The organism is Rhizobium sp. SVR5-9E (genome assembly GCF_056755095.1).
Genome location: NZ_JBNDHS010000146.1, coordinates 1 through 10,272, shown reverse-complemented (window position 1 = coordinate 10,272; position 10,272 = coordinate 1). Strand labels below are relative to the sequence as shown.

The following is a 10,272-nucleotide window of genomic DNA, read 5'->3' as shown; positions in this document are numbered from 1 at the left end:
AGTGAGGATAGTCTAAAATTCCTTTTCCTGCGGTGGTGAAGCCTCCTTCCGCCGTCCGGTCCTTCGCGTGCCCCATCACGATGCGGTCGGCGAGAAGGTCGACGCCCTCGGAGACGATCCGACGCTGGTCCTCAAGCGATGCGACCTCAAACAGGTTGGCCGGGTCGAACACGATCTTCAGCCGGCGGCTGCCCAACTCGTCGATCAGCCTGCGAGCCTTCCGAGCGGAATTGACGACATTAGCCAGTTCCGGTTCGATCCCAAGATCGACGTTGTGACAGTCGGCGATACCGATCGCGATTTCCATCGCTTCAAGCAGGTCGCGCCAAGCCTCGGGCGTGTCGTTGTCCGGATGCTCCTTCCACTGGTCAACCGGATCGCGGGTGCCGGTGCACAGCGTGATCAGCCCCGTCGCAAGACCGGCGCAGCTCGCCGCCAGAGCTTCCAGTTTTCGATGACCAGAGAGCCGTGTCACCATGTCCGGATGGATCATGTTGTAGGTGCCGGACACTGCGGCCAGCCCGACGCCGGTCGTCGCAGCCGCGTTTGCCACCCGCGCCGCCTGCTCGGGCACGACGGCGTCCGGCATCGCGGGGAGGCCGGAGCACGCCATGTTGTACTGTGCGCAGGCGAAGCCCGCCGCTCTGACGGCCGCAAGCACGGTTTCAGGATCTGTTCCGTCGAATGTCTTGGCGAATATACCGAGCTGCATCACACACCCCCGGTGACGTCTGCCAGGGCAACGCGCTTTCCAGTGTCGACGGACCGGGCGATAGCAACCATCGCCTGGACGGACGCCAGGCCGTCGTCGATGTCCGCACCTTCCAGCGGCGTGTTGTCGAGGATCGTCCTTGCAAAGCCTTCGACCTGGCGGCGGTAGAAGTGGCCGTCTGCGCCCAGCACACGGTGCGTCGCCCCGTCAGCCTCCCGGAAGAGGTCGACCTCGCTGCTCTTGTAGTACCAGGGGTTGTAGGTCTTTCCGAGGATGCTGCCGTTCTTGCCGTAGATCTGGAAGCCTTCGTGCCAGTCCATCCGGACCTGGACGGTGAGGTCGAGATGCCCAAGCGTACCAGTCGCGAACTCCACATCCACGAACCAGCACCAGATGCCGCACCGCTCGGATAGCCGGGCGTGCACGGAGACGATGTCCCCGGCGAAGTAGCGTGCGGTGTCGATCAGATGGCAGCCGTGCGCGAGCATGTAGTAGCGCCTCAGGTCCGCCTTTGGGTTGGTCGACGGCTTCTTGGCATTGGCGCTGGTGACGACCAACGGCTGGACGGCGTCTGTCATCGGATAGCGGTGGGTGCTGTCGCAGTACCAGGCCTTGAGAGCGATCATGTCGCCCATCTCGTCCCGAATGAAGGACTTGGCGGCCTGGAGGCCGGCGTCGAAGCGCTTCATGTGGCCGACCTGAAGGGTCTTTCCGGACTTCTCGACCGCGGCCTTCAGTTCCCGGCATTCCTCCACGGTCACGCCGATGGGCTTTTCGCATAGAACGTGCTTGCCGGCCTCCAGCGCCCGGATCGACGCCGCAACGTGGAAAGCGTCGGCAGTCGCAATAATAACCGCGTCGATGTTCGGGTCGGCGAGCATCCTGTCGTAGTCGTTGTACGACATTTCCGCACCGTGAGTGACGACCATGCGTTCGCGCAGGTCATCCGCAACGTCGCAGATTGCGTAGAGATCCGCGTTCGCCGCCTTCGTGCAGGCCTCGAAATGAGCCGCCTGCGCAATCTGTCCCGCTCCGAGAACACCCATGCGCAGACGTCGTTCCTGTTTTGCTGGCATCGAATTCATCCTTGTTTGACGGGTTACAGAGCGGCGCCGGTTGCGGCGTCAAATAGAATTGCCTGCGAAAGGTCGATCGCGAAAGAGGCTTTCTGCTCCGGCGCGATCGGCGTTCCGGTCGGAGGGCCGGCCATGATCTCGCGTTGTTGGGCAGGCAGCCACTCGGCTCGTCAATAATCAGCATCTGCTGCATGTCGCCTTCGGTCGGCGCCATTGCGCCAAGTTCGGGTCCAGTACATCGACATGCTGGTGGACCAACCCGGCGCGGTTCAGTATTGCGTATGATGGAAGTCGTCGACGAATTGAAAGCAAAACTGAGCGAGATCGATGCCCGGATCGAAGAGCTGCCAAGAGATCGTTGTTCTTGACGATCAGAAGGCGGCGTTTGAGAAGGTGATCAAGGTCTACGATGCCGAGTTCGAGACAGGCCCAGCATCCAAAAACGCACCCGCATTCATCACGGGAAACGGCAAGTGGCCGCGTGACCGAGCTTCTCAAGGCCAAGAACAACCGCCATGTCGTGCTTGACATCCTGCGGAGCTTCGAGCGTCCGACCACGACAAGCCGAGATCGCCGAGCAGTTCGCACACGAAGCCAACTTCGGCGACGAAAGGCGCGACTGGAGGCCGCCCTCACGAGCAGGTTTAACAGCGTACATGCACCCCGCCTAGCCTTTCCACGCATGCCATCGTCCTACGGCTTCTTGCTACGCTTGCTGCAGCTTGGCTCCTATCCAATTGCGCACCAAGTAGTCGCCGAACAATGGCACGGTGAAATCTATATCTCCATATGAAGGGCTATAGATCATACCTTTCTTGATGATGCTTGCCCGCATCGGCCCAAGCTTGTTGGGCGGCTCTTTCATCATCTCCGCAACGTCGCCTGACTTGTACGGCCCGTTGCCCAGCTTTGCCATAGCGCAAACGTACTCACGTTCGCGCGGCGTCAGGCGGTCAAAACGCACTCTAAAGAATCCGTCGTCCAGTCTCCGCAAAGCCTTCTGTGAAGATTGATCAATGTCTGCGGCATCTATTGGCGAGTGATCTGCTGTGTTCCATGCCTGATAGCCCCACTCTTGAAGGAAATAGGGATAACCGCGCGTCTTCGCGACGATCGCATGCAATGCGTCGACTTCGATCTGCTCGCCCTCTCCCTCAATCGGATTCTTGATGGCAAGCTCCGCCGACTTTTGGTCAAGAGCGCCAACCGAGGGATAAGAGAATAGCCGTTCCGCATAGGACTTCGCATCGCCAGAAAGTGCCGCCACCTGAGGCAAGCCAGCGCCGAAGAACAAGACGGGAAGCCCTTTTTGACTTGTTCGATGAATAGCGACAATTAATGCGGCGTAGTCCTGCTCACCAATGTATTGGATTTCATCGATCAGAAGCGTCCAACCGCGCCCTGCAGCTTTTGCTGCCTCGCCGACTCTGACGAACAGTTCGGCAAGATCGTATTCAATGTTTCCGCTATCGGCAGTCCCCGTCTCGGGATCGACAGACAGGGCGAAGTCCCCCATTTCAACTTTGAATATCGAGGCAAAACTGCGGAGCGCTCGCATCGCACTGAAGGCAGTAGCTTTCGCCTGCTCAATGACGCTAAGCTTGCGAAGAACCTGATGGATGCGGGTATAGAGGAGGGTTGGAAGTGGGATCCCTTCCGGCGCTTCAATCATAGAAGTTAAGTGCCCATGCTCTTCCGCGATCTGCTCAATTTTGTTTAGCAAGACCGTCTTTCCGACGCCGCGAAGACCAAGTAGTATCTGCGATTGGGTCGGCTTGCCGCGAATGGCTCGCTGGACTCCTATGCGGGCGTCTTCAAGAATCTTATCACGACCGGCGAGTTCGGGCGGTTGCGATCCAGCGCCGGGAGCGAAAGGGTTGCGAACTTCATCCATGACTCATACCCACTTTAATTAGATATAGCATTGATAATTTATAAGTGGTTATAAGTCAATATAACTTCCTAGAAGCATCTAGGATCAAGCCCCTTGGGACAATCCACGGGTCGGCACCCGCCGCTTCGCCGTCCACAGAAGCGCCGAGGCGTCCAGCGACAACTGCCCATGATCGTCTAGGTGGTTTTCTTCCGACGCATCCCATTCGCGCTCGGGTCGCCGTAACTGCTGACCCTCGTTGATTGCTCCGAACTCGATCCGACAACGAAATCGGGAACTTTGTAGCAAATTCTCCGCCACCGTTCCCACCCTCCGCGTTTGACCGAAACGTGGGGCCAACTTCTCGTGCACATTGGGGGAAAGCCGCATGATAGAGGAGCATGCCCATGACCAGCCGAACCAAAAGGTAGTTGTCACGGCACCCCGAAACTTGTGCATTTGCTATAACCATTCGCAGGCCCGTGTCCCGCCTGCGGGGATAGAAACGGTGTATTAGGCCGCAAACTCATAACGGGGTTTTGTAAGCGAGCGGATGATGATTCAATGAGGCCTTGATTTGGAGGCCTTGCGTGACCCGGCGTCGTTTCGACCTGACAGATTTCGAATGGGCGATTATTCAGCCCTTATTGCCGAACAAGAGTCGCGGCGTACCTCGGGGACCGGCGGGTGATCAACGGCATTTTGTGGCGGTTCCGCACAGGCTCGCCTTGGGCGGACGTACCGGAGCGATATGGGCCTTACACCACGTGCTACAACCGCTTCGTGCGATGGAGAAAAGCGGGTGTTTGGGATCATGTCTTGCGCGAGATCGCAAAGGCCTTCGACGGCGACATTGTCATGATCGACAGTTCCTGTGTCCGCGTTCATCAGCATGCGGCCACGGGAAAAAGGGGGATCGAGACGATGGCTGCATGGGACGTTCCCGCGGCGGCCTGACGACGAAAATCCACGCGGTCGTCGACGCCGACGGCAGACCGATCAGCCTTGATCTGACAGCGGGGCAAGCCCACGATATCAGGATGGCAGAACCGATGCTGCAGGACATGCGCGAAGGCGCGATCCTCCTTGCTGACCGCGCCTACGACACCAATGCCTTGCGAGACTTGGCCAAAGAAAAACGGGCTTGGGCCAACATTCCGGCAAAACGGAACCGCAAGGCCAGCTTTCCTTTCAGCGCATGGATCTATCGCCAACGCAATCTGATCGAACGCTTCTTCAACAAACTCAAACAGTTCCGCGGCATCCAGATACGACAAAGACCCGCGCAACTTTCTCGCCGCCATCAAGCTGGCCGCAACGCGCATCTGGATCAGGTCGTTATGAGTCTATGCCCTAGTTCGGGAGCAGCCCGGCCCTTGGCGCAAATTGCTGCGCCGGTGGGTCGGATCGGGGACCAGACGGGTGAATCTACCCTCCACCACCGTCGCGACAGTACCACAGCTAGCAATGCACATACTGCAGTACCCTTGCACCTGCGATATGTTCCGAATTTCTGCTGACATCCACAAACTCCCTCGCGGTAATGGCTACATCGTGTGGCGCTTGCCCTCGGTCTGGGTAAGTCGGCCACATGAGAAATTTGTTCGTGCTACGCGGTCAAAGTGTTACAGACCAACTCGGCCGCTATGAGCGCGCCGGCTGAGCCGGCGCCCACTACTATGAAGTCGTACATAACCGGCCCTTCTTCACCGACTTTACGCGGCGCTTAGCGCACGCTTGAAAACGCGGTTGGCTGCAAGATCGAGTTCACCACGTCGGCGACGATGGGCCCATCCTTTTCGGTTTCGTCTTGGACCGCCAACCACTCGGGGTCGCTGATGAAGGCCGCCCATTTCCGCTCGCGCTCGGCAAGCGACTCCCACGCCAAAAGGTAGGTGAGCTCTTGATTGGATTCGCCAATCATCGTCGTCCAGAAGCCCGCCTGTCGGATGCCGTGCTTCTCCCATATTCGGATCGTCTTTGTTTCAAATCGCTTCAACAATGCCGGCAGCCGGTTGGGCATGCAGCGATAGACGCGAAGTTCATAGATCATCGTAAAGGCCTCCTGTCTCAGGTATTGATGGCGCGTCCTGTGGAGCCCTTCGCGACGACCGCGGAGGGCTCCATTACCGTCCTCACCGACCGGCGTGGCTGCCGCCATCGACATGTACGATTTCGCCCGTAACGAATCCGGCAGACTCCAGGAACAATACGGCGCTGGCGATTTCGCTCGGATCGGCGATGCGCCCCAGCGGATGGAAGCCCCCGAGCATCTCATGATCTTCCACGCGATGCATAGGCGTGTTGGTGACGCCCGGCGCGACTGCGTTCACGCGGATGCCGCTTTTGGCATATTCGATCGCGAGTACTCGGGTGACGGCGTTCAGGCCGCCCTTCGTCATTGCGGCCAGTCCAAGCCCCCCGTTGCTGGTGCCGTTATCGATGCTGCCGGTGATGTTCAGCACATGGCCGCTCTTCTGCTTTTCCATTTGGGCGATGGCCAGCTTGGTGATGTGGAAGAAGCCGGCCATGTTGACGTTCATGATCGCCTGATAATCTTCGACGGTGAACTCCGTGAAAGGCTTGGGAATAAAGATACCGGCGTTGTTCACCAGCGTGTCGATCCGGCCAAAGCGCGCAGTTGCTTCGGACACCACGCGCTGCGCGACGGCTGGATCGCCGATGTCGCCGGGCACGGTCAGGATGTTCGGATCGTCCGACGGCCTGATGCTGCGCGAGTTCGCGACGATCCGATAGTCGAGTTTGCGGAATCCCTTGACGATTTCAGCGCCGATGCCCTGCGATGCGCCGGTGATAATGACGACTTTTTCCACGGTCATGTCTTCCCATAATTTGCGTTGGCGAATGCCGCTTCGAACCTTGAGATCGGACAGCGACGACGATGACGCGAGTTCTAGAATATTTGTTGATTGGATATAATCCGAGCCGATTCGAATTCACTTATCGAGGCTTGCGAGAAATGGACACCCTAGAGGCCTTGCGGCTTTTCGTCAGTATTGCCGAGACTGGAAGCTTGTCTGCAGCCGCGCGGCTAGAATCCGTGGCCCAATCCACGGTAACGGTCGCGTTACGGGAACTTGAAAAGCGGGCTGGCGCGACCCTCATCACGCGAACCACCAGACGGCTGTCTTTCACCTATGAGGGCCGGCAGTTCCTCTCGAACGCACGGCGAATCCTAGCCGATTGGGACGCCGCGCTCGCGGATGCTCGGAATGGACCCTTGCGCGGGCCGATCAAAATCACTGCACCGCAGGAACTCGGGCGGGTTGAACTTGTGCCCATTGTGGATCGGTTCCTTCTCAAGCATCCGGCGGTAACCATCACTCTGCAGTTCGCGGACAATGTCCTTGATATGGTTGAGAACGATATCGACCTTGCCCTTCGACACGGCCCGCTGGTCGACTCGACACTAAAGGCGCGTTTGCTGCTACGGTCTAGAAGAGTTGTGTGCGCTTCACCGGATTATTGGAATCTGCGAGGATATCCCAGGCATCCGGATGATCTCGCCGAGCACAACTGTCTCGTACATTTCCGCCCTGACGCGTCATTTGCCGCCTGGCCCTTTCTTGTTGACGGCAAGCACATATCGGTACGAGTACGGGGGGATCGGGTTGCCAACGACACCCTCACTGTTCGCGATTGGGCACTCGCGGGGCTCGGCATTATAAGAAGAGACGCCTTCGGTATCCGAAGGGAGCTGGCTGCCGGCAAGCTTGTAACCGCCCTTGATGCATTTTCAATCCGCGAAGCGAACGTTTACGCCGTCACGAGCGGCCATATGCTCAGTCAGCGGGTTATCGCGTTTATGGAGTTTCTAGAACAAGAATTGCTGGAGGGCTCGCAAGTACCATGAATTGGATATGTACTATCGATGAGGAATTCAACCCAACCTCCGTCGGCGGCGAACCCAGGCGGCACATTTGCCTGATCTTTGCAGCAGAGGGAACTTGACCGTTAGCTGCGTCGCCTCGTCATCCTCGGGGGGCGATGCGAACTCAATGGTAAGTTCCGCCAGGTGCGACGCTATTCCGGCAATCCGGCGTCGTGGAGGGCGCCGCCGAGTGTTGACGCAAGCTCGGGTGCACAGTTTACGCCGGCGAACTGACGGCCGTAGCGAAAGGAAGGCTGAAGCTCAAGCACCCGCGCCGCGGCGGCTCGTGCTTCGTTCAGCCGGCCAAGTTTCGCCAGCGCGGCAGCCAGCTGCACATAGGTGATGCTGTGTGCAGGATTGGCTTGAACGGACTTGTAAGCCGCGCGACAGCTATCCTCGTATCGGCCACGCAGCAAATGGCTCATTGCCTGCGCGTCGAACGCCGCCCACGCCCACGAATCAAACGGGCTTAGCCGCACGCCTCGTTCGCTCCATTCTATCGCTCGCTCGGCCTCTCCACTCCAGCCGAGCAGATGACGAACCTGTTCCAGGAGTTTAGTCAGGCCGATAGTTCCACCACCCGCAAGTACGGCGGCACTGGGCTAGGGCTTGCCATCAGCCAACGCCTGTGCCGCGCGATGGATGGCGAGATCACTGTGGACAGCACTCCCGGCATCGGCACCAGGTTCACGGTGTGGCTGCCGTCGGCAAGTAGGCCCCACGATGGAGCAGCCGGTCCCTGGCGCCGGGGTCGCCGCTGATGATCGTGTTCGCCCCGTCTCGAACGTGGTCCTCGTCGTTGATGACGATGAGGCGGTGCGGGACCAGATGCGCCGGTTTCTCGCCCGCGTGGGTTGCGATGTAGTGACCGCCAAGGACGGTGCGGAAGGGCTTAAACTGGCCCGGCAGGTGAAGCCAGCGCTCATCACGCTTGACGTGCTGATGCCGGGCTGCGACGGCTGGAGCGTCCTGCAGGAACTGAAGGCGGATCCTGAGCTCGCGAATGTCCCTGTCGTGATGCTCACCATGGCCGATGAGAGGAACCGGGGGTACGCGCTCGGTGCAGCCGATTACATGGTTAAGCCGATCGAGCGCGACACGCTCCGGAAACTAATCACGAAATTCTGGTCCGGCCGCCTGGCCCAGCGCTTCGTGTTCTGATCGTCGAGGATGATGAGAACACGCGCCAGCAATGGTGTCGCATATTGAGCACAGAGGGTTGCGACGTGGACGAGGCCGAGAATGGCCGGGTAGCGCTGGAACGGCTCATCCGCGCGACTCCGGACCTCATCATTCTCGACCTCATCATGCCGGAAATGGACGGCTTCGAGTTTCTCATCGAACTGCGCAAGCAACCCGCCTACAACGCGGTGCCGGTCGTGGTCGTGACGGCGGCGACCCTCAGCGAGGAAGACCACCGGCGCCTGAACGGTGGCATCGAGCGCGTGCTCGCCAAGACCGCCTTCAGCCGTAACGAGCTTCTGGAGGAATTACGCAAGATGGTTGCAAGATATATTCCCAAACGAAACTCGCCTGACAAGGATCGCCGTGATGGTTAGGATCCTCTATGTCGAGGACAATGAGGACAACATCTACATGCTGTCCGCGCGGCTAAGACGCAAAGGCTACGAGGTGATCGTCGCCACCGATAGCGATCAGGGCGTGGCGCGTGCGCGATCGGATGCGCCGGCGCTGATCCTGATGGACTTAAGCCTTCCCGTCCTCGACGGCTGGGGGGCGACAAGACGTCTCAAGGCATTCGCTGAGACGCGGGGTATTCCCGTGATCGCGCTCTCGTCGCACGCGATGGCTGGCGACCGCGAAGCAGCACTGGCAGCCGGGTGCGATGACTTCGATACCAAGCCGGTCGACTTCGCGCGCCTGCTTGCAAAGATCAAGGCCCTGCTCCCAAAGGAGTCGATGCCATGAGTGAGGTTGGACCTGCCCTCCTCGTCGTCGATGATAACGAGGACAATCGCTTTACGCTGACTGAGCGGTTGAAGCGAGAAGGCTACGGAAACGTGGCATCCGCCGGCAATGGACGGGAGGCGCTCGAAATGCTGGCAACGAGACCGTTCGATGTCGTGCTGCTCGACATTACGATGCCGGAAATGGACGGCTACCAGGTGCTTGAGCACCTGAAGGCCGACACAACGCTGCGCAACATTCCGGTTGTCATGATATCGGCGGTCGATGAGATCGACAGTGTGGCGCGCTGCATCAGCCTCGGCGCCGAGGATTATCTGGCCAAACCGTTCAACGCGGTTCTCCTGCGCGCCCGCGTGGCCGCGTGCCTGGAAAAGAAGAAGCTGCGCGACCAAGAAGCGGTATACACGCAGCAAATCGAAAACGAAAAGCGCCGAGCGGACGAGCTTCTGTACGCCATCCTACCCGCCGGCGCGGTGCGCGAGCTCAAAGCGACCAATGAGGTCCGGCCCCGCCGCTACAACGAGGTCGCGGTGCTATTCTGCGATATCGTTGGCTTCACAGCCTATTGCGATGAGAATCCGCCGGAGAACGTGGTGGAGGATCTTCAGGCGCTGATCGGCGAATACGAACGAATCGTCCGTCAGCATGGGATGGAGAAGATCAAGACTATCGGCGACGCCTTTATGGCTACGGCCGGCCTGTTTGATCGCATGCCAGATCCGGTTTTTGCCAGCTTGCAATGCGGACTCGACATGGTGACAGCATCACGTCGCATCGAGCCCAAATGGGA

General features: G+C 59.1%; 14 protein-coding genes and 2 pseudogenes. 9 read left to right on the top strand and 7 right to left on the bottom strand.

The features are described 5' to 3' along the window. The 3 genes from ACPYOJ_RS32590 to ACPYOJ_RS32580 all read right to left on the bottom strand — a co-directional run. Nucleotides 1–712, bottom strand: a 712-nt coding sequence (locus ACPYOJ_RS32590) for a sugar phosphate isomerase/epimerase family protein (RefSeq protein WP_481419936.1), incomplete at its 3' end; no start/stop codon positions are given. Next, nucleotides 712–1,788 carry a Gfo/Idh/MocA family protein gene (locus tag ACPYOJ_RS32585; RefSeq protein ID WP_481419935.1) on the bottom strand — a complete coding sequence of 359 codons (1,077 nt, stop codon included), beginning with the start codon at nucleotides 1,786–1,788 and terminating at the stop codon, nucleotides 712–714. The genes ACPYOJ_RS32585 and ACPYOJ_RS32590, both read right to left, overlap by 1 nt. A 706-nt stretch (nucleotides 1,789–2,494) precedes the next feature. Next, a complete protein-coding gene (locus tag ACPYOJ_RS32580) occupies nucleotides 2,495–3,682 on the bottom strand; it encodes an ATP-binding protein (RefSeq protein WP_481419934.1) in 1,188 nt (395 codons plus the stop codon). A gap of 666 nt (nucleotides 3,683–4,348) precedes the next feature. Between ACPYOJ_RS32580 and ACPYOJ_RS32575 the strand changes: the two are divergent. The 3 genes and pseudogenes from ACPYOJ_RS32575 to ACPYOJ_RS32565 form a co-directional block, all read left to right on the top strand. Continuing rightward, nucleotides 4,349–4,420 (top strand): annotated as a pseudogene (locus ACPYOJ_RS32575) (hypothetical protein); the annotation flags it as partial. A gap of 60 nt (nucleotides 4,421–4,480) precedes the next feature. Continuing rightward, the gene (locus tag ACPYOJ_RS32570; protein WP_481419938.1) at nucleotides 4,481–4,618 is read left to right on the top strand and encodes a hypothetical protein; all 138 of its coding nucleotides are present in this window, start codon (nucleotides 4,481–4,483) and stop codon (nucleotides 4,616–4,618) included. Next, nucleotides 4,594–4,935: pseudogene (locus ACPYOJ_RS32565) on the top strand (IS5 family transposase); the annotation flags it as partial. The gene ACPYOJ_RS32570 and the pseudogene ACPYOJ_RS32565, both read left to right, overlap by 25 nt. A 72-nt stretch (nucleotides 4,936–5,007) precedes the next feature. Here the strand turns inward: ACPYOJ_RS32565 and ACPYOJ_RS32560 are convergent. The 3 genes from ACPYOJ_RS32560 to ACPYOJ_RS32550 all read right to left on the bottom strand — a co-directional run bounded on the left by ACPYOJ_RS32560 (nucleotide 5,008) and on the right by ACPYOJ_RS32550 (nucleotide 6,501). Further along, complete coding sequence (locus tag ACPYOJ_RS32560) at nucleotides 5,008–5,136, bottom strand: hypothetical protein (RefSeq protein ID WP_481419937.1); 129 nt, start codon at nucleotides 5,134–5,136, stop codon at nucleotides 5,008–5,010. 251 nt (nucleotides 5,137–5,387) lie between these two features. Continuing rightward, on the bottom strand, nucleotides 5,388–5,714 hold the full coding sequence (locus ACPYOJ_RS32555; RefSeq protein ID WP_481419933.1) for an NIPSNAP family protein: 327 nt from the start codon (nucleotides 5,712–5,714) through the stop codon (nucleotides 5,388–5,390). 82 nt (nucleotides 5,715–5,796) lie between these two features. Beyond that, the gene (locus ACPYOJ_RS32550) at nucleotides 5,797–6,501 is read right to left on the bottom strand and encodes an SDR family NAD(P)-dependent oxidoreductase (protein ID WP_481419932.1); all 705 of its coding nucleotides are present in this window, start codon (nucleotides 6,499–6,501) and stop codon (nucleotides 5,797–5,799) included. Between the two features lie 62 nt (nucleotides 6,502–6,563). On the opposite strand from ACPYOJ_RS32550, the gene ACPYOJ_RS32545 reads away from it, so the two are divergent. Then, nucleotides 6,564–7,535 carry a LysR family transcriptional regulator gene (locus ACPYOJ_RS32545; protein ID WP_481419931.1) on the top strand — a complete coding sequence of 324 codons (972 nt, stop codon included), beginning with the start codon at nucleotides 6,564–6,566 and terminating at the stop codon, nucleotides 7,533–7,535. A 170-nt stretch (nucleotides 7,536–7,705) separates the two neighbouring features. Here ACPYOJ_RS32545 and ACPYOJ_RS32540 read toward each other — a convergent pair whose 3' ends face one another. Then, nucleotides 7,706–7,978 (bottom strand): tetratricopeptide repeat protein, encoded by a 273-nt coding sequence (locus ACPYOJ_RS32540; RefSeq protein WP_481419930.1) that lies wholly within the window; start codon nucleotides 7,976–7,978, stop codon nucleotides 7,706–7,708. A gap of 108 nt (nucleotides 7,979–8,086) precedes the next feature. On the opposite strand from ACPYOJ_RS32540, the gene ACPYOJ_RS32535 reads away from it, so the two are divergent. The 5 genes from ACPYOJ_RS32535 to ACPYOJ_RS32515 all read left to right on the top strand — a co-directional run. Beyond that, a complete protein-coding gene (locus ACPYOJ_RS32535; protein ID WP_481419929.1) occupies nucleotides 8,087–8,314 on the top strand; it encodes an ATP-binding protein in 228 nt (75 codons plus the stop codon). Beyond that, on the top strand, nucleotides 8,277–8,714 hold the full coding sequence (locus ACPYOJ_RS32530) for a response regulator (protein ID WP_481419928.1): 438 nt from the start codon (nucleotides 8,277–8,279) through the stop codon (nucleotides 8,712–8,714). Before ACPYOJ_RS32535 ends, ACPYOJ_RS32530 begins: the two co-directional genes overlap by 38 nt. Nucleotides 8,715–8,758: 44 nt before the next feature. Beyond that, nucleotides 8,759–9,112, top strand: coding sequence for a response regulator (locus ACPYOJ_RS32525; protein ID WP_481419927.1), 354 nt, complete (start codon nucleotides 8,759–8,761; stop codon nucleotides 9,110–9,112). Next, nucleotides 9,105–9,482, top strand: a complete 378-nt coding sequence (locus ACPYOJ_RS32520) for a response regulator (protein WP_481419926.1) — start codon at nucleotides 9,105–9,107, stop codon at nucleotides 9,480–9,482. Before ACPYOJ_RS32525 ends, ACPYOJ_RS32520 begins: the two co-directional genes overlap by 8 nt. Then, on the top strand, nucleotides 9,479–10,272 hold a 794-nt coding region (locus tag ACPYOJ_RS32515; RefSeq protein WP_481419925.1), incomplete at its 3' end, for a response regulator. The genes ACPYOJ_RS32520 and ACPYOJ_RS32515, both read left to right, overlap by 4 nt.

Excerpts from the sequence above, each read along its gene's own strand:
- ACPYOJ_RS32585 (WP_481419935.1), bottom strand. The coding sequence starts at position 1,788 with ATGCCAGCAAAACAGGAACGACGTCTGCGCATGGGTGTTCTCGGAGCG.
- ACPYOJ_RS32580 (WP_481419934.1), bottom strand. The coding sequence starts at position 3,682 with ATGGATGAAGTTCGCAACCCTTTCGCTCCCGGCGCTGGATCGCAACCG.
- ACPYOJ_RS32560 (WP_481419937.1), bottom strand. The coding sequence starts at position 5,136 with ATGTGCATTGCTAGCTGTGGTACTGTCGCGACGGTGGTGGAGGGTAGA.
- ACPYOJ_RS32555 (WP_481419933.1), bottom strand. The coding sequence starts at position 5,714 with ATGATCTATGAACTTCGCGTCTATCGCTGCATGCCCAACCGGCTGCCG.
- ACPYOJ_RS32550 (WP_481419932.1), bottom strand. The coding sequence starts at position 6,501 with ATGACCGTGGAAAAAGTCGTCATTATCACCGGCGCATCGCAGGGCATC.
- ACPYOJ_RS32545 (WP_481419931.1), top strand. The coding sequence starts at position 6,564 with ATGACGCGAGTTCTAGAATATTTGTTGATTGGATATAATCCGAGCCGA.
- ACPYOJ_RS32540 (WP_481419930.1), bottom strand. The coding sequence starts at position 7,978 with ATGAGCCATTTGCTGCGTGGCCGATACGAGGATAGCTGTCGCGCGGCT.
- ACPYOJ_RS32535 (WP_481419929.1), top strand. The coding sequence starts at position 8,087 with ATGACGAACCTGTTCCAGGAGTTTAGTCAGGCCGATAGTTCCACCACC.
- ACPYOJ_RS32530 (WP_481419928.1), top strand. The coding sequence starts at position 8,277 with ATGGAGCAGCCGGTCCCTGGCGCCGGGGTCGCCGCTGATGATCGTGTT.
- ACPYOJ_RS32520 (WP_481419926.1), top strand. The coding sequence starts at position 9,105 with ATGGTTAGGATCCTCTATGTCGAGGACAATGAGGACAACATCTACATG.